Genomic DNA, 18,097 nt, shown 5'->3' with positions numbered 1-18,097 from the left:
CTGTTGTTTTAATGCGTCAAAGTTACGAATAATTTGTGAAAAGGCAACAAAAAAGGTGCACAAATTTTTATCTTTGTGCACCTCTTTTATAATTTATAACTATTACTAGTTGTTTTATTAACTTTTGTAAGCGTTTATGCTCCGCAGAAGAACAGCACCACGATCTGGGCTGTAAAGATACGGAGGAACATACTCAATGGATATACGGTAGAGTAACCTACGGCTGGAGCCTCCTTAGAGCAGGATGCGTTGGCATAGGCCAATGCTGGAGGATCAGTATAAGTACCGGCAAGCATACCCATGATGGTGAAGTAATTGAACTTGAACTTCAATCTGGCGATGGTACCCACGATGAGGATAGGAATAATGGTGATGAGGAAACCGCATCCCACATACTTCAATCCGTCGCCCTGAACTACAGTGTCCCAGAATCCGGCACCAGCCTTGATTCCTACACTCGCCAGGAAGAGTACCAGTCCTATCTCTCGCAGCATCATATTGGCGGAGGTAGTGGTATAGGTAACCAGCTTCATGCGATAACCGAAACGGCCGATGAGGATGGCGATGATGAGCGGACCACCTGCGATACCCAGCTTCAATGGTACTGGCATGCCTGGGATAGCGAATGGGAGAGAACCGAAGATGATACCCACCATGATACCGATGAAGATGGTAGCAATGTTAGGCGCATCGAGGCGCTTTACAGAGTTACCCATGATTTCAGCCACACGGTTTACATTCTCCTCAGGACCTACTACCATCACGCGGTCGCCCACGTGGAAGTGGTGGTTACGGCTTGCGAAGAGATCCATACCCTGACGGGAAATACGGGTCACGTTCACACCATATACACTGGAGAAGTGCATCTTACCCAGGGTCTTGCCGTTCATCTCAGGACGGGTAACGATGATTCTTCTGGATACGAAATGCTGAACCTCATCCTTCTCGCGGTCCCACTCTGCATCAATCTCAGGACCGATGAAAGCCTTGATGGCCTCTGCATCAGCCTCAGCACAAACCACGAGCAGCTCGTCGCCTACCTCGAAGGTTGTCTTGCTGTTAGGGATGCTCACCTCTCCGTTGTGGAGGAGTCTTGAGCAGACGATGTCACGGTTCAAGAACTCTGAAACCTCTCTCAGCGTTCTACCTGCGATGTAGGCATTCTCCACGCGCAGGTGCATATTGTGAGGTTTTGCATGAGGGTTGGCAGCCTCCTCCTCGTTGAGCTGCTCTTCTTCTGCAGCCATATCCACGCGGGTGATGTATTTGATGAGGATGGTAGCACCAATGATACCAACCACACCCAGAGGATAGGCACAGGCATAACCGTTGGCGATGCTAGGAGCACCGTTAGGGAAAACACTGAGCAATGCCTCGTTGGCAGCACCAAGACCTGGGGTGTTGGTAACCGCACCATAGAGGGTACCCACCATCATAGGCAGGTTCTGTGGGTTGCTGGTGTCGAAGAAGAGGTAATAGCATCCGAACATCACGAGGATGTTGAGCAGGATAGCTGTGGCAGAAAGCAAGTTCAGCGTCACACCACCTTTCTTGAAACTCTCGAAGAAGCCAGGACCCACCTGCATACCAATCATGAAGACAAAGAGTATCAGTCCGAAGTCTTGCACGAAGGTAAGGATTTCCTTAGGGCCCGTGAAGCCCACGTGGCCGGCCAGGATACCTGCGAAGAGCACGAAGGTAACACCCAGCGAGATGCCACCGATCTTGATCTTTCCCAGATACACACCAACCGCAATCACGATTGCGTAGAGTAGGGCGATGTGAGCCACCGACTCTGTGTTGGTGAAAAGATTAATAATCCAATCCATTAATTTCTTTTAAATTTTCGGTTTTAATAAATATATTGAATAAAGGGAATACTGTATCGTGATTATTAAGGTGGGGTATCTTATACTGAAAAATTCGAGGACATCCACGGATGGGATGCCCCCGAACTCAATTTATATAGATACCTATTGATTACTTCTCAATAGCTGCTACACCTGGCAATACCTTACCCTCGATAGCCTCAAGGAGAGCACCACCACCTGTAGAGATATAAGATACCTGATCAGCCAAACCGAACTTGTTGATACAAGCTACAGAGTCGCCACCACCGATGAGTGAGAATGCACCCTCCTTAGTAGCCTCAGCGATTGCGTCAGCGATAGCCTTAGAACCACCAGCGAAGTTGTCGAACTCGAATACACCTGCAGGACCGTTCCAGAGGATTGTCTTAGCACCCTTGATAGCTGCAGCGAAAGCCTTGCGAGTCTCAGGACCTGCGTCCATACCCTCCCAGCCGTCAGGGATGTTGTTAGATGGGCAAACCTGGGTATTGCAGTCGTTCTTGAAGTCGTCACCGCAGATAGAGTCTGTGCCGAGTACGAGGTTTACACCGTTCTCCTTAGCCTTCTTGATTACGTCGAGAGCTACATCGAGCTTGTCATCCTCGCAGATAGACATACCGATCTTGCCGCCGAGAGCCTTAGAGAATGTATAAGTCATACCACCGCAGAGAATCAGGTTGTCAACCTTAGTCAACAAGTTCTCGATGATACCGATCTTGGTAGAAACCTTAGAACCACCCATGATAGCTGTGAATGGGCGCTTGATGTTGCCGAGTACTGCGTCAACAGCCTTTACCTCTTTCTCCATCAGGAAACCGAGCATCTTGTGATCCTTGTCGAAAGAATCTGCGATGACAGCTGTAGAAGCGTGCTTGCGGTGAGCTGTACCGAATGCGTCCATTACATATACATCAGCGTAAGAAGCCAACTTAGCAGCGAACTTCTTCTGACGCTCCTTCATCTCAGCCTTAGCAGCGTCGAACTCAGGAGTACCCTTCTCTACACCTACTGGCTTGCCTTCCTCTTCAGGATAGAAACGAAGGTTCTCGAGCAAGAGAGCCTCACCTGGCTTCAAGGCAGCAGCCTCAGCCTCAGCGTTACCGCAGTCCTTGGCAAACTTAACCTCTACACCGAGAGCGTCTGATACGTTCTTAACAATCTGAGAGAGTGAAAGCTCTGGCTTAACCTTGCCCTTTGGCTTACCCATGTGGCTCATCATGATGAGCGCACCACCGTCTGCGAGTACCTTCTTCAAAGTAGGGAGGGCACCGCGGATACGAGTGTCGTCTGTTACATTACCATTCTCATCCAATGGCACGTTGAAATCAACGCGTACGATTGCCTTGTGACCAGCAAAGTTAAAATTCTCAATTTTCATTTTACCTAAATTTTTATATTAGTATTATGTTATTAACCCTGTTTACTGCTGAAACGACCTTTGCCCTACGACTAGTGAGCTTATCAGGCTCCTATGTGCATACTATATAAAAATAGGAGTGGTGTCGGGTCGTAACAAACTCTTTCCGTAGGCAAAAGTAACAAAAATAATCGGTACTACCAAATCTTTCTGCTACGATTTAAAGATTTTTTGTGGTAGATAAGCTTTTTTGCCATATCTACTTTGCAAAACGATGGTTATAAAATGTAAAAATGGTTACTTTTTTAGTGTTTAAAGAAAAAAAACTGTACCTTTGCCGACAAATTCAATCGTTATGGCAAAAGATAAGATAGCATACGTTTGCAGCAACTGCGGGCAGGAAAGTGCCAAGTGGATGGGTAAATGCCCTAGCTGCGGACAATGGAATACTTTTAAGGAGATACGCATTGCGGCTGATTCGGGATCGCAGGCGGCTAAAAGCGCTGGCATGACCATGAGGCATGGCGGGGCTGCTACCATGTTTGGTGGGCAACACTCCGACGCGGATGCCAAGCCGATGAATCTGAAGGATATTTCGGCTGTGGATGAGCCGCGTATCGATATGATGGACGAGGAGCTGAACCGCGTACTGGGTGGCGGTATGGTGCCGGGAAGCATTACCCTGCTGGGCGGTGAACCGGGCATCGGAAAGAGTACCCTTACGCTGCAGACCATCCTGAATATGAAACATAGAAGGGTGCTGTATGTGAGCGGTGAGGAGAGTGCCCATCAGATTAAGCTGAGAGCTGACAGACTGGCGAAGGGACAGGCTATGCTGAAGGGAACATCGGCAGAAGACGTTGCTTCGTTGGCAGGAACCCCACCGGAGAATGCCTTCGATCATATTACGATTCTCTGTGAAACACAGTTAGAGAAAATCTTTTCCCATATTCAGCAAGTGGCTCCAGAACTGATAGTTATCGATTCTATCCAAACAATTGCTACAGAGAGTGTGGATAGTTCTCCTGGTTCTGTATCCCAGGTGCGTGAATGCGCAGCATCGCTCCTGAGATTTGCCAAGACCAGCGGTATCCCTGTTATCCTGATCGGACATATTAATAAGGAGGGAACCCTGGCTGGTCCGAAGATTCTGGAGCATATTGTGGATACCGTCATCCAGTTTGAGGGTGATCAACATTATATGTACCGCATCCTGCGAAGTATCAAGAACCGATTCGGAAGCACTTCGGAACTCGGCATCTATGAGATGCTGCAGGGAGGATTGAGACAGGTGAGCAATCCGTCGGAACTGCTCCTTACGGAAGACCACGACGGATTGTCGGGTGTTGCCATCAGTGCTGCCATCGAGGGTGTGCGCCCGTTCCTGGTGGAAACGCAGGCTCTGGTGAGCACGGCGGCATACGGAACTCCCCAGCGCTCGGCAACGGGTTTCGACCAGCGAAGACTGAATATGCTCCTTGCAGTGATGGAGAAGCGAGTGGGCTTCAAGTTGATGGCGAAGGATGTGTTCCTGAACATTGCGGGAGGCTTGCGAGTGACGGACCCTGCGATGGACCTGAGTGTACTGGCTGCGGTATTGAGCAGCAATGTGGATACAGCGATAGAGCAGGGCTGGTGTATGTGTGGCGAGGTAGGACTGAGTGGCGAGGTGCGTCCGGTGAGCCGTATCGAGCAGCGCATCGCTGAGGCAGAGAAGCTCGGATTCCAGCATATCATCATTCCGAAGTATAATTATCATGGTTTCGACCATAAGAAGTATCAGATAGAGATTCATCCCGTAAGGAAGGTGGAAGAGGCGTTTCGCTGCCTGTTCGGGTGAAGATCTCACGCAGATTTCTCGGATTCCGCAGATTTTTGTGTACAATCTGACTTTATGAATATTGTATAATCTGACTTTAAAATAAAAAGTTCAAAATAAATGAAGGATTCAGTAATTATTGTGAGCGGCGGTATGGATAGTATTACCCTGCTCTATGACAAGAAGGACGAGATAGCCCTGGGTATCAGTTTCAACTATGGAAGCAATCACAACGAGCGGGAGATTCCTTTCGCCAAGATGCACTGCGAACGACTGGGCATCAAGCATATCACCATTGATCTGGGATTCATGCATCAGTATTTCAAGAGCTCTCTCCTGGAAGGTGCCGATGCCATCCCTGAGGGACATTATGCCGATGACAATATGAAATCTACCGTGGTGCCTTTCCGTAATGGTATCATGCTGAGTATCGCCATCGGTATCGCTGAGAGCAACAATCTGAAGAAGGTGCTCATAGCTAATCATGGAGGCGACCACACCATCTATCCGGACTGTCGCCCAGAATTTATCAAGGCAATCGATGAGGCTGCCGAGGCTGGCACCTTCGTAGATGTTCGCGTGGTGGCTCCTTATACCAACATCACCAAGGGCGAGATTGCAGCCATCGGCAAGAAGCTGGGCATTGATTATGCCGAGACCTGGAGCTGCTACAAGGGTGGTGAGAAGCACTGCGGAAAATGCGGTACCTGCGTGGAGCGCAAGGAAGCTCTGGCTGAGGCAGGTATCGAAGATACTACGGAGTATGAGGATTAATTTCAAAATGGAAAAAACAAAGATATAAGAAGATACAATGAAGAAAATGATTTTGAGTGCAGCCTTGGTGCTGGCATCAACTGCTGCTATGGCTCAGAAGAACAACTTTCAGGTGAAGGTAGACTTGAAGAATTTTGCAGCCGATTCTGTAATCGTGTTCAAAGGCCGTGATGTGAAGATGGATACCATCTTGGTTAAAAATGGTAAGTTTACCTATTCTGATAATCTTACCAAGGTGTCAAACCGTGCTTTCCTGACACCGAAGACCTATCGTGGTTTGGAACGAAAGATGTTCAACTTCCCTTGCGTGCCAGGCGAGAAGGCTGAGATAAAGGGTGATTTCGCTACCCGTTTCGATATTGCCGGTAGCAAGTTCTATCAGCAGTATCATGAGGTTGATTTGATGATGGAGTCTGCCGAGAAGGACTTGAAGGAGTATTCTGAATCTCTGGATGCTCGCACGAAGAATGGTGAAGACCGTGAGACCATCATGAATGAGTATGAGAAAAAAATGCCTGCTTTGCTGAAGACTAGAACGGAGAAAATCTTTGCTTTCGTCAAGCAGAACCCTGATAACGAGGCATGTGCCACACTTTTCGAGAAGATGGATGATTACGACCAGATGAAGGAACTTCTAGGCTTACTCTCTGAGAATGTGAAGAATGGAAGAATGAAGGCCTATTATCAGTATTTTATTGATATGGCTAAGAAGCGTGCAGAGGCTGATGAGAAGGCTAAGAAGTTGCAGGCTTCCGGTATAGATGCTCCTGACTTCACCTTGAACGACATCAATGGCAAGCCATTCTCTCTTTCCAGTCTTCGTGGCAAGTATGTTGTCATCGACTTCTGGGGTTCATGGTGCGGTTGGTGCATCAAGGGTATGCCTAAGATGAAGGAGTACTACGAGAAGTATAAGGGTAAGTTCGAGATCCTGGGTGTTGATTGCAACGATACCGAGGCTAAATGGAAGGCTGCCGTTGAGAAGCATCAGTTGCCATGGATTCACGTATATAATCCAAAAGGCGGCGATCTTCTGGATAAGTATGGTATCCAGGGTTTCCCAACCAAGATTGTTGTGGGTCCTGACGGCAAGATCGTAAAGACCATCGTGGGGGAGGATCCTGCATTCTACACCTTGCTCGATGAAGTGCTTGGTAAGTAAGTCCAATTAGCAAAGCGCCCTGAAAGAGCAAAAGCATAGTAGATTTAATGCTTTTGCCCTTTCAGGGCGCTTCTGTTATACTCTATGTTTACCCAGGGTGTTGCCCTGGGCTAGGTGCTTCTGGGCTTTCAGCCCGTGTGGGGCCAATCTATATCATATTTTATATATGGTATTTCCTTTGATAGTTTCTCTTTGATTTTACCGGTGCGCCATTGAAGGAGTCGGTGCCTCTTCCGATGCCTGGTCCACGGCTGCCGCCCCGATAGCTCTCGTGGAAGCTGGCTCCACCGCAGTACTCGCTCCAGCGGGCACGGATTCTATCTACATAATCTGCCGTCTCTGTACCTCGCATATAACCATATTTCACCACTGGGTCGCCATAATAGGCGGGTTGGGTAAGGCGCAGCACGTATTCTCTTACATGTCCCCAGTTCTGTGGGTTGCCACCGTGTTTCCTGGTCAGTGCCATTGCATCACGGATATGGTGGAAACCACCATTATAGGCTGCCAGAGCGAAGAGCGCACGCTGTGCCGGATCGCCTACATCCGAGAAATGTCCCTGGAGTTCTGCCATGTATCTGGCTGCTGCTGCCACATTCGCCTCTGCATCGTGGATGGCACTCATCGGTAATCCCAGGTGGGCAGCGGTAGATGGCATGATCTGCATCAGTCCGCAGGCGCCAGCCCATGATTTGGCATTCGGGTCGAAGCAACTCTCCTGGTAACACTGTGCAGCCATCAGGCGCCAGTCCATACGTGCCGTTCCGCTGTATCTCATAAAGAGATGGTCGTAGCGGGAGATGACTCCCTTGGAACGGTTGAGGAAAGGAGAATAGACATGTCGGCGGATGCTTGCCGTAGAGAGTAGGAAGGACTCTTCCTTTTTCACCTCGGCTATCAGTTTTGGCTTGAACCATCCGTTCAGTGTATCGGCGAGACTCTTGTTGCCGCCAACTACCGCCCACTGCGTCTTGCCTTTATCAGGTGTTACGCCGCAGAAAAGTAGATTGATAGTCTTGCTATCTCCGGAAACCGATTTAGCAGCCGTTTTATTCTTTCCTGCCGATGATTTTCCACCTTTTAATATATGACGGGGCAGGGGAACGGCGATGATGTCGCCTTCTCCCTTCTGGAGCTTCTGAATCATCTCGGTAGTATCCTTGCATTCCTCCACTCTCAACGACACACCAATCTGCTGGGCAAACTTCTCGCAGAGCAGGTACTGCAGACCCATTCCGTGGTTGTGGTAATCATAATAGGTGGTAGGACCATTCACTGTAAGCATGATCAGCTCGCCATTGTCCTGGATATCCGACAGCGACAGACCCCGTTGCTGAGCCTGAGCGCCAGCATCGCCATCTGCTGCGTTTTCGTCAGATTCCTCTTCGTCAGAACCGTCCATAGATTCCACTTCTCCCACGGGAGTTCCCCAGGGAGTGAGTTCCTGTTGCGGTTTCTTGTCAGCGCAACTGGCAAGCAAAAACAGCGAATATAATGTGTATAAATATAATTTTTTTCTCATTGCGACTGCAAAAGTACAAAAAAAAAGCATATAAGTGCGAAATTATTTGCATATTCTAACAATATGCAGTATGTGCTTTCTTTCGACTTATTATTCAAACACTTACGCCTTTCGTGATAATCGGTTTGCACGAAATTTGCACGTTTTACGTTTTTTAACGTTACTTTATGGTGATACAACAGCGCACTCTGTACCATCCTCTAATATCAGAGACATCAACGGAAAAGTCTGCAAAATTAGGGTTCACCGAGCGGCAGATAATCTTTGTGTCATCACCCTTAGCTTGGAATACATTCTTAATGATAGCTCCATTTACTGTATCGAGCACATAGGTGTTTCCCCATTCAATGAAAGCCTTCTCGTTAATCTTCTGCACAAGAACCTTACTTCCGCTTGGGTACTCTGGCGACATACTATCGCCCGTAACTGTGATTGCCATTGAAATATTCTCAATAGGAGAAATCATCATTTCGCAATCGTGTTGCTTTATCTGATACTCGAAATTGTTTGGTGTACCACCTTGCGCTGCAACAGGAAGAAGGGGTACTTTATAAAATTTACCTTCCTCTTGTAGCTTATCATTGTTAGTCATAAAACCTTCGCCCGTTTCAAGCCAATCAGCATTAATATCTGGGAATACCTCTGAGACGGCTCTTTTTGTTTTCAATGATAATTTATCTGTATTGTAGAAATGACTGATGCTCACACCAATCTTCTCCTGAAACTGAGCCATTGACATTCCCTTGTGCTCAGCTACCTTTTTTGCTCTTTCCAATAGTGTACTCATACGTTTTATATTAATTATTATTAAAATATTAATAGAAAATAATAGTTTCTCGAATTTTTTTATTAATTTTGCGGTGTAATTACAAAGCACCGATATATTTCGGTTGCAAAGATAGTGATTTTATATTAATTTCTATATAAATTTATAGTTAAATATGGTTATTAAGTCTCAAAAAGAGAAAGAAAGCTTGGTAGTTCAATCTGTAGAGAACTACATGAAGCAGGGCTTCAAGAAGTCTGAGGCTGTGCGGCGTACAATGAGTGACTTCAAATATGCGTGTGAGGCTAGCATCTATGGAATCCTCAAACGCAATAAAAAGAAAGGAGGTAACGATGATAAACGAACCGCCTGATGTGAAGCCGAAAGGCAGATATTCTATCAAGGAGACTGCTGAAAAGCTAGGTGTTAGTGTAACGACTATCTACCGCTATATTAAAGGTGGATTCCTTAATAGAACTGTAAGACCGAATGGTCAAGTAGCTATCGCAGGGTCAGAGATTACTCGATTTTGGGGTGGCGAGTATATATAATATATAAAAGGTGTAAATATGGAAAAGGAGATACAAGAAGCAATCACATTATTAGAATCCCAAGGTTACGAGGTAATACCTCCGCAATCTGTCTCTATCATTAATGATGAGTTCGAGAGTTGGTGGAAGATGTATGGTAAGTGTGTCGGCAAGCAGAAATGCTTAAAGAAGTGGATGCACATGACTAAGAAGGATAGAGCCGCTTGTATGGCAGCTACGCCACGATATGTTGCATCAATCACTAAGAAGGTGTATCAGAAGCACCCTCTAACTTATCTTAATTCCCGTGCCTGGGAGGATGAAGTATATTCTGAGTATGACGAAGTACAGCAACAGCAGCAGCGAACAGAGCTTAATTTCGCAAGGACAGCAGCAGCGGTCTTTAACGCTGATTAATTTTGAAGAGTGGGTAGAAACCAATTATCCTTTAATCAGTGAGCGAAAAAAGCCAGTATTTTCACTAACTTCTGCTCTTAAAGATACCAATACATTAGCATCTTTAGATAATGATTATGGAGAAGGGTTCGCTCTAAAATGGGTGAAAGCTCAATTATTAGATACATTTAGACTTCTTGGTGCTGGAAATTCGGTAAATAGCCTACAAGTTGTCTTTATGGCAAGGCGTATTAGAAATATCTACTATTATCTATCTCCAAGCGAACTTACCTACTTTTTTGAATCACTTGTAGGTGGGGGATATGGAAAGATATATGTAGGTAATACTATCAATCCGCAGAATCTGATGGAGGCTTTACAGAAGTTCGATACCGAAAGAGCGCAAATGCTATCACAGATGGAATCCGATGCCAACAAGGAGCGAAAGAAAGATGTAAGAACTGACCTTAGTATCGTTAATGCTATATGTAGCAAATTAAGCAAAGAACTTGCGAAAGCACTCATTGGTTTTAAGGCTGGTCACGAATATAAACCGTTTAACGCTAATAAAAAATACAACAATGAAAATTGAAATCAAGTCAATGACCTTACAGAACTTCAAGAAGGTTCGGGGTCAAGAAATTAACTTTAGCCACAATATGGTTATTAGTGGCGCAAATAAGGTAGGTAAGACAACTATCTATGATGCCTATCTTTGGGCAATCTTCGGCGTTATAAGCAAGAAGAATGCCACCGTACAACCTCTTGATATTAATAATGATGTTATTCATCATCTTGAAACCTCTGTCACTGTAGTACTTAACTATAATGATGAGCGAGAGATTAAGGTACAGCGTATTCTTTCTGAGAATTGGAAGAATAAGGGTACAGCAGATGAGAAGTTGCAAAGTACTACACAGGATAGACTTATCGATGACGTTCCTCTTTCACAGAAAGATTTCAACGCCAAACTCGAAGAACTTTGTCCACTCAATAAATGGCTCGTTCTGTCTAATATCAACATCTTTATGTCTTATAAGGTTGATGACCGCCGTAAAATGCTTATGTCGCTGGCAGGCAAAATCAATGAGGAAGAATTGATGAAGCCTTATCCTATGGTGTATAAGGGCTTAATTAAAGAGAAGAAAAAACTCTCCGATATGCTTACACAGCAGAAGGCAACAAAGAAGAAAGCGGAAGAGGAGTTGGATTTGATACCTGCAAAGGTTCAGGCACAAGAGGCTCTAAGAGTTGATGCCGATTTTACTGCTCTCAAAGCACAGAAAGCAAAGATTGATGCTGATATTGCTGCTATAGATGCGGCATTGGAGGGCACGACTGAGAAAGACCCTGCTATGGAAGATTACCTCAATAAATTGCAAGCGCATAACGTTAAGGTTGCGAATGTACAGAAGGTTTGGCAAGATGCTAAGATTAAGGCGATTGATGAGCTTACGAAGAAGATTTCTACGGCTTCAACGAAACTCAATGACGCTAAATCTGTATATACTACAAATATGGAGACCAATAAGAAGAATAAGGTTTCCTTGGCAGAGGTCACTATTAATTTCAAAGACAAGATTAAAGAGTGGAATAATGCTAACGAAAAGAAATTTAACCATAAGCAAACAGATGTTTGTCCAGTTTGTGGTCGTCCTTATACGGACGAAATGAAGGCAAAGGAGTATGATAACGCTGTTGCTGAGTTCAATAAGAATAAGTCTGAAGAACTCACGAAAATACAGAATGAGGCTGCTCAGATTAAGCAACAGATAACTGTCCTTAAAGGTAATATCAATACCTATGAGCAGATTACCAAGGCACAAGATGAGGATAAGGTAAAGAATGCTCAATCTGAGTATCAGAAGTTAATTAACGAGCGTACAGAGAAGCAGAACCAAACTTGGGAAGCTGCTGCGGAAGAGATGGGCTTTGATAAAGACCTCGCCGATATTGAAGCAATTAAGCATGTTGTGAAGGTTGATTCTACAATCGAAGAGAATAAGGAGAAAAAGAAGTCCCTTGTTTCTCAACGTGACGAGTTAGTTAACAAAATCGCAGGCGAGGAGACTAATAAGCGTATTAACGCTGAGAAGGAAAAGCTCAATAATCGCTCTGTTGAGTTATCTCAGATTATTGCTGATTGTGGTGAAGTTATTAGCCAAATCAAAGCTTATAAGAAGGCAAAGATTAATCTTGTTGAGCAGAAGGTAAATTCATACTTCTTACTCATTCGTTGGAAGTTCTATGAGCAGAATAAGACCAATGATGATGAGAAGGAAATCTGCACCGCTATTGATAAGGATGGTATTGACTACGATAATACGAATGATGGAACTGTTATTGATATGGGCGTTGATATTATCAGCGGTATATCTAAGGCTTCAAATATCTTCGTACCTCTGTTCGTTGACCGCAAAGAATCGGCAGAGCACATCGTGCCCGTTGAGCAGCAGATTATCTACTTGCAATGCATCTACGGACAGCCATTGGAGATAAAATCACTTTAAAATATAAATATAGAAATTATGGAAGAAAATGGAATCGTGGTTTCACAGCCACAAGTTAGCGGACTTAATATGTTCGCAAATCAAGACAGTTTTAATACTGGTTATAGAATGGCGCAGATTTTATCAGCGTCCACAATTATTCCCGATACATTTAAAGGGAACGTAGGTAATGTTATGATTGCTATTGATTTAGCACAGCGCATTCATACAAATCCACTTATGATTATGCAAAATATGGCGGTAATATATGGTATGCCTTCTTTCTCCGCTAGATTTCTTATTGCTTGTATCAATGCAAGTGGATTGTTTGCAACACCTCTTCGCTATGAATTTGTCGGTGAGCAAGGAAAAGACGATTGGGGCTGCTATGCTTATGCAATAGATAAGCAAGGCGAAGTGCTTAAAGGCTCTACTGTCACCATTCACCAAGCAAAAATAAAAGGATGGTATGATAAAAAAGGTAGCAACTGGCAAGCTGACCCAGAGCAGATGCTTCGTTATCGTGCTGCTACAAGATTTCAGAACGCCTATTGTCCTGAAATTACTTGCGGGCTTGCTGTTAAAGAGGATTTGGAGGATGGCGATTATACCGAGATTACAACCGATAACGTTGAGCAGCTTTCAGCCGAAGAGAAACTCGCAGAAGCTCAGCAGCAAGAGGAACAGCAAGCCAATTCTCAGTCGCTCGGTATGAATAATGGCGAGAATAAGGAGGAAAATAAGGCTGCTGATAATACCCCAAGTAATGAGCAGAAAACCGCTCAGACCGCAGAAAATGCGGCTCAAACCAAGCCTAAGGCTCAGCCGATGGGTAAACAGGAAATGCCTGATATATTTAAGCAGCAGTAAAATAACGGATAGGAGAGAGAGGAATCTCTCTCCTATATATAATAAGGTATAGAATATGCAATTAGTTACATTAGGTAGTGGAAGCTCTGGTAATGGGTATATTCTACAGAATGATGATGAAGCACTTATCATAGAATGTGGAATGCCCTTAAAAGATGCCGTAGAAGCACTTGGAGGAAATCTCAAAAAGGTTGTCGGTTGCTTGATTACTCATAGCCACGGCGACCACGCAGGGTTTATTCGTCAGTATGCACGACCTTTCAATATCTTTGCAACCAAAGGTACTTTGGAAGAAAAGAAGATTAAGGAAGGTGAATTTCATTATAATGCCATACCGATGCTTGAAGAGTTTCGTATTGGTAACTTCGTTATAAAGGCTTTCGATACAGTTCACGACACCAAAGAGCCTTGCGGCTTTATTATTTATCATCACGATATGGGAGATATGCTTTTCCTTACGGATAGCCATCATATAAAGTATAAGCTGTCTTTTCCACTTGACTATATCCTTATCGAATGCAATCACATGGATTCGTTGGTTGATAAGAGTGTGAGAGAGGGCATTATTCCCAAGAAGATTGGCATTAGAGCGAAAGCTACCCACATGAGCTTGGAAAGATGTCTGAACTGCTTGAAAGAGAATAAACTAGAAAGAACGAAAGCGATTATTCTTATTCACATGAGTGCAAATAATGGCGATGCCGTATTATTCTCTTCTGAGGTAGCAAAAGCCACGGGTAAGGCGGTTTACGTTGCGAAGAAAGGATTCTCATTGGAGTTGATGAAATGAAAACTCTTGAAGAAATATCGTATTTGCATATCATAGAGCAACTACAAGAGGAGGTTAGAAAGCTTACAGATGAAAATAAGTTGTTGTGTGAATCAATAAAACGTTATTTGCATGAAAAAAGAAAATGAAGAGCCATATTGCGGTAATTGCATTTCATTTACCAATGAAGGTATTTATGGTGATGGCTTTTGCTGCGATAAAGAAGAAAGTATAAACTGTTGGAAATGGTGTAATAAACATAAATACAGATAATTATGGTAATAAAAGGAAAACAAGTTAAAGAATGGGTAGAACGTGCCTATAATAATGCCGTGAAACACGGATGGCACGAAGAGAAGAAGCCTACGGCACACTGGGTTATGATGATTAGCACAGAGGTTACGGAAGCCGTTCAAGCTGACCGCAAGGGGCGTTGGATGAATGACCTTGATAAGAGTGGGCTTGATTGCGTTATCGCTAACGACCACCACGGAGGTTTGGTTGAAAAATTCTACGGCGAACATATTGAGGGAACTGTTGAGAGTGAATTGGCAGACATCTGCATTCGTTTATTTGACCTTATGGGGTTAAAAAACGTAAAATGTAGAACAAAATATACAACCGATGAAGAAAATGTAGAACTCTGTAAAACAAGAGATTTTACAGTTAATGCATTCTTCATTTCAAGAGGTATATTAAATTTTGCCACCCCGAATAACTCTTTGCTCAGTAAAGCTTATTTTAATGAAATAATCGAAGCTTATTTTAATGATATAATCGTTGCTACCTTTGAATGGGCAGAATCACTAGGTATCGACCTTGTACAGCACATTAATCTAAAGATGCGCTATAATGAGACCCGTGAGTATCATCACGGAGGAAAGAAATACTAAAAAAAATAAGGCGGCTGCTCTTCACGAGTAACCGCCTTTGTTATCCTAACAATCTTATAACCAAAAAAAACTAAAACCTATAAGTATCTGTAACTATTGAAAATGTCTTATCTTTTTTCTATTTTTATATATTGCCAAGAATATCATACCTACCATGAAGAGAAGCACGAATACCGCCGTAACCTTACCTAATCGACAGTATGTAGCATCTATTTTATTCATCGGCTTCTCTATATATACGGGATATGGAACAGAATCTTGTTTAGCTTTATCTAAGGAATCGATTTTGAGTCGATACTTATTTATACTATCCCTATATGATTTATAGTAAGAAATGCTATCTCTGAGCTTCTGTACGAATACCTCTGTATAGTTATGGCTCTCGTAGTGATATTTGGCTTGTCTGAGAATATTACCATCTTTATCAACCATTGTAGAAGTGCTATCTCTAATATGGTTTGTTTCAGACTTGCTATTTTCTTTTAGCTCACTTTGAGTTCTCTGATAGAGTTCAAAGGTCGCCGAAAGTCTAGCATTAAATATCGAATCCCAATGTGACTGCTTATCGCTGATATAAGTCTGTCTGGTAACCACCTTCGGGGTAGCCGTACACCCGATAACTATCTGCGTCATAAGAAACAGAAGCATTGAAATTGATAAACAATAAAACAAATCTTTAACACATTTCATAAGCTTATAATATATTAAAGGCTTTCAGAGCTCTCTTCAAATATTTGGTTCTGCTCGGCAAGCCGTTTGTTCCACCATTGATTTTTTTTGTAACCGCTTTAATATCATTCTTATCAGCTACGGCATTCAATCCTCTTGTTAGCCAATACCACATACCGCTTTTTACTGCTCCTCTCGGTTGTTCCAAGAGTTTTGGCTCTGCCACAACATCACCTTTGCAGTACTTTGAGTTCGTGTAGGCTTGATAATTCGCCCTTCCTGTTAAATGCAAGAAGCCACGACCTTTATATCTGTAGCCGTCACCCTTCTGAATGTTACCCAACATCTTTGCGAGCTTACCAACCTCATACTTATGGCAATAGTCAGCATTACCGATTTCTCGTATATGTACCAACTCTGCGGTTTCGTGAGCCACTTGTGCAAGGAAATGTGCCATGCGAAGTGGAGTATTGATATTGAAAACATCTGCGTAATCGTTGATATAAGGAAGATATATATCAATCCTATCTCCAGCATTCGGCATGATGATTTCCATCTGTTTTCTTGTTACTTTCATCCTTTATCCTCCGTTGCTTTAAATCCTTCTTCTAAGGCATCACCAACGCCTTCACTCTTAGATTTTGCAAGAGCTACGACAAAGGCTTTGATGAAGCCCATTATTGTCTTCTTCTCTACTGATACGCCACGAACAAATAAGAAATGTCCTAGTATGCTTGGGATTTCTATTCTTATCGCAATAAATGCAGTAACAACCCATCCACCCCAAATGTAATCAATATCAAGCTGCGGCAATAAAGCTCTACCAAGAGATACACCTACCATTATATAGATAAGGTAGTCCACAAATTTATTTGCAGTTCTGCGCCTTGCCCGTGATGCTCTGAACTCATATCTATCAGCAAGGAGAGGGCTCTTGCTTTCTAAAGCATTTTTATGTCGAAGGCTACTTTCTTCACAACCAAAGCGATAGTCAGCAATGATAAGTAGAACGATGGCAATAAGCATCCATCGGGTATCGAGTAACATACAACTTAACTCATCCCCGAATAGCATCATCCCTGCCGCTCTTGTACCCGTATTTCCTACTTGTCCTACCATATTTTGTTTTTGATGCAAAGATAACTTTTAAAATCGAAAGACAGAAGAAAATAGATAATCGGGTGTAAACAAATAAAGAGGAACTTATCAAAAGCTCCTCTTTATGGGTGATTCAAACTGTATATCTACTTCAAAAAGTATTCTCTTATATTATATACGCCATCCTTATCTTTCAGTAGGTCAAGAGCCAACTTGTAAGCGTATTTTACAAGTTCATCCTCATTTATATCAGAAAGAGATTTCTCGCCCTTTATTGCAACTATGGTTTCCCCGTGGTCGCTTATTACCTGATTCATTGCTATATACAGCGCATAATCATTGTAATATGGCTTATCCTCCATACATAAGCCCAATTTTTCCATTTCGTCCAACCATCCTTGCATATTCCAGGTTGCTTCGGGATTCATCTTACCGATAATATCCAACGCCTCATTCTTTGTGAGATAGTTCTTCCACTTGATGGCGCAGAGCTTATCAAGATACTCTTGCGCCAACTCTGGGTGCTTTGATGCCATATCCTTCATCATGCAGCGCATTGTGTCTCCAAATGTGCGCATATACTTCACGTTGGCTGATGATGCCATCATCCCATACAGCTCATCAAACTTGCTCATAATGTCTTTTGTTTCCATATCTTATATATTTTAACCTATTATCAAATCTTTCAACTCTACAAAGTCCTCCTCTGTGAAGTTGATGCTTCGCTTGCTCCCAAAGAGGATAGCGATAAACGGATTGTCTGGCAGGTCGATGGATATTGTACCATTGTCAATATGCCCGTGAATAATACCAAAGTCAAAGTGGTAGTTTTCGACCGCTTTAAGCATCTGCATCGCATCGGTAAAGATGGTATCTGCGTCAATATTGCCGTTCTCATCGGCAAGGAATAGGGTAGCATTGTCTATCGATTTATCCCACTTATCCTTATTCTTGGATATGATGTTGTGCGCCGCACGTTTCATATACGCTGATGGTATGGCGAGCATCGGATTACCCTTAACCATATCATCAATCCTTGCGTCTGCCCATACGTCAACCGATTCAAGCAGTTTTTCTTTAAGCTCTGTTATATTCATTTCTTAGTTTCCTAAAATCCGCAACTATCATCCAAT

General features: G+C 43.5%; 20 protein-coding genes. 11 read left to right on the top strand and 9 right to left on the bottom strand.

All coding sequences use genetic code 11. The features are described 5' to 3' along the window. Positions 1 to 134: 134 nt before the first annotated feature. Both DW657_RS08350 and pgk read right to left on the bottom strand, forming a co-directional pair. Complete coding sequence (locus DW657_RS08350) at positions 135 to 1,829, bottom strand: putative transporter (RefSeq protein ID WP_118312159.1); 1,695 nt, start codon at positions 1,827 to 1,829, stop codon at positions 135 to 137. Between the two features lie 151 nt (positions 1,830 to 1,980). Then, positions 1,981 to 3,228, bottom strand: a complete 1,248-nt coding sequence (pgk, locus tag DW657_RS08345; protein WP_118312158.1) for a phosphoglycerate kinase — start codon at positions 3,226 to 3,228, stop codon at positions 1,981 to 1,983. A gap of 334 nt (positions 3,229 to 3,562) precedes the next feature. On the opposite strand from pgk, the gene radA reads away from it, so the two are divergent. The 3 genes from radA (at position 3,563) to DW657_RS08330 (ending at position 6,962) form a co-directional block, all read left to right on the top strand. Next, complete coding sequence (gene radA, locus DW657_RS08340) at positions 3,563 to 5,047, top strand: DNA repair protein RadA (RefSeq protein WP_118312157.1); 1,485 nt, start codon at positions 3,563 to 3,565, stop codon at positions 5,045 to 5,047. A gap of 99 nt (positions 5,048 to 5,146) precedes the next feature. Further along, positions 5,147 to 5,800 carry a 7-cyano-7-deazaguanine synthase QueC gene (gene queC / locus DW657_RS08335; RefSeq protein WP_118312156.1) on the top strand — a complete coding sequence of 218 codons (654 nt, stop codon included), beginning with the start codon at positions 5,147 to 5,149 and terminating at the stop codon, positions 5,798 to 5,800. Positions 5,801 to 5,837: 37 nt separating this feature from the next. Further along, a complete protein-coding gene (locus DW657_RS08330; protein ID WP_118312155.1) occupies positions 5,838 to 6,962 on the top strand; it encodes a TlpA disulfide reductase family protein in 1,125 nt (374 codons plus the stop codon). 160 nt (positions 6,963 to 7,122) lie between these two features. Here the strand turns inward: DW657_RS08330 and DW657_RS08325 are convergent, their stop codons facing one another. Both DW657_RS08325 and DW657_RS08320 read right to left on the bottom strand, forming a co-directional pair. Beyond that, the gene (locus tag DW657_RS08325) at positions 7,123 to 8,484 is read right to left on the bottom strand and encodes a transglycosylase SLT domain-containing protein (protein WP_118312154.1); all 1,362 of its coding nucleotides are present in this window, start codon (positions 8,482 to 8,484) and stop codon (positions 7,123 to 7,125) included. A gap of 160 nt (positions 8,485 to 8,644) precedes the next feature. Next, a complete protein-coding gene (locus tag DW657_RS08320; RefSeq protein WP_147381916.1) occupies positions 8,645 to 9,271 on the bottom strand; it encodes a helix-turn-helix transcriptional regulator in 627 nt (208 codons plus the stop codon). 187 nt (positions 9,272 to 9,458) lie between these two features. Between DW657_RS08320 and DW657_RS17745 the strand changes: the two genes are divergently transcribed. The 8 genes from DW657_RS17745 to DW657_RS08285 all read left to right on the top strand — a co-directional run bounded on the left by DW657_RS17745 (position 9,459) and on the right by DW657_RS08285 (position 15,197). Continuing rightward, complete coding sequence (locus DW657_RS17745) at positions 9,459 to 9,623, top strand: hypothetical protein (protein ID WP_158577335.1); 165 nt, start codon at positions 9,459 to 9,461, stop codon at positions 9,621 to 9,623. Then, the gene (locus tag DW657_RS08315; protein ID WP_158577334.1) at positions 9,604 to 9,801 is read left to right on the top strand and encodes a helix-turn-helix domain-containing protein; all 198 of its coding nucleotides are present in this window, start codon (positions 9,604 to 9,606) and stop codon (positions 9,799 to 9,801) included. The genes DW657_RS17745 and DW657_RS08315 overlap by 20 nt, the downstream gene beginning before the upstream one ends. Before the next feature lie 18 nt (positions 9,802 to 9,819). Continuing rightward, positions 9,820 to 10,197 carry a hypothetical protein gene (locus tag DW657_RS08310; RefSeq protein ID WP_118312151.1) on the top strand — a complete coding sequence of 126 codons (378 nt, stop codon included), beginning with the start codon at positions 9,820 to 9,822 and terminating at the stop codon, positions 10,195 to 10,197. Further along, on the top strand, positions 10,118 to 10,768 hold the full coding sequence (locus DW657_RS17570; protein ID WP_147381915.1) for a hypothetical protein: 651 nt from the start codon (positions 10,118 to 10,120) through the stop codon (positions 10,766 to 10,768). Before DW657_RS08310 ends, DW657_RS17570 begins: the two co-directional genes overlap by 80 nt. After that, positions 10,758 to 12,686: an AAA family ATPase gene (locus tag DW657_RS08300; protein WP_118312149.1), complete on the top strand. Its 1,929-nt coding sequence runs from the start codon at positions 10,758 to 10,760 to the stop codon at positions 12,684 to 12,686. The genes DW657_RS17570 and DW657_RS08300 overlap by 11 nt, the downstream gene beginning before the upstream one ends. Positions 12,687 to 12,704: 18 nt before the next feature. Then, entirely contained in the window at positions 12,705 to 13,535 is an 831-nt protein-coding gene (locus tag DW657_RS08295; protein WP_118312148.1) for a hypothetical protein, read from the top strand. A gap of 55 nt (positions 13,536 to 13,590) precedes the next feature. Continuing rightward, complete coding sequence (locus DW657_RS08290; protein ID WP_118312147.1) at positions 13,591 to 14,325, top strand: MBL fold metallo-hydrolase; 735 nt, start codon at positions 13,591 to 13,593, stop codon at positions 14,323 to 14,325. A 254-nt stretch (positions 14,326 to 14,579) separates the two neighbouring features. Further along, positions 14,580 to 15,197 carry a hypothetical protein gene (locus tag DW657_RS08285; RefSeq protein WP_118312146.1) on the top strand — a complete coding sequence of 206 codons (618 nt, stop codon included), beginning with the start codon at positions 14,580 to 14,582 and terminating at the stop codon, positions 15,195 to 15,197. A gap of 93 nt (positions 15,198 to 15,290) precedes the next feature. Here DW657_RS08285 and DW657_RS08280 read toward each other — a convergent pair whose 3' ends face one another. The 5 genes from DW657_RS08280 to DW657_RS08260 all read right to left on the bottom strand — a co-directional run bounded on the left by DW657_RS08280 (position 15,291) and on the right by DW657_RS08260 (position 18,061). After that, positions 15,291 to 15,887 carry a hypothetical protein gene (locus DW657_RS08280; RefSeq protein ID WP_147381914.1) on the bottom strand — a complete coding sequence of 199 codons (597 nt, stop codon included), beginning with the start codon at positions 15,885 to 15,887 and terminating at the stop codon, positions 15,291 to 15,293. A 4-nt stretch (positions 15,888 to 15,891) separates the two neighbouring features. Continuing rightward, positions 15,892 to 16,443, bottom strand: coding sequence for a glycoside hydrolase family 19 protein (locus DW657_RS08275; RefSeq protein ID WP_118312144.1), 552 nt, complete (start codon positions 16,441 to 16,443; stop codon positions 15,892 to 15,894). Then, a complete protein-coding gene (locus DW657_RS08270) occupies positions 16,440 to 16,985 on the bottom strand; it encodes a hypothetical protein (protein ID WP_118312143.1) in 546 nt (181 codons plus the stop codon). Before DW657_RS08270 ends, DW657_RS08275 begins: the two co-directional genes overlap by 4 nt. A gap of 125 nt (positions 16,986 to 17,110) precedes the next feature. Then, positions 17,111 to 17,617, bottom strand: a complete 507-nt coding sequence (locus DW657_RS08265) for a hypothetical protein (protein ID WP_118312142.1) — start codon at positions 17,615 to 17,617, stop codon at positions 17,111 to 17,113. Positions 17,618 to 17,629: 12 nt separating this feature from the next. Then, the gene (locus DW657_RS08260; protein ID WP_118312141.1) at positions 17,630 to 18,061 is read right to left on the bottom strand and encodes a hypothetical protein; all 432 of its coding nucleotides are present in this window, start codon (positions 18,059 to 18,061) and stop codon (positions 17,630 to 17,632) included. Between the last annotated feature and the right edge of the window lie 36 nt (positions 18,062 to 18,097).

Origin of the sequence: Prevotella sp. AM23-5 (assembly GCF_003473645.1) — a bacterium.
Lineage (GTDB): Bacteria > Bacteroidota > Bacteroidia > Bacteroidales > Bacteroidaceae > Prevotella > Prevotella copri_A.
This window is presented reverse-complemented; position numbering and strand designations above follow the sequence as displayed.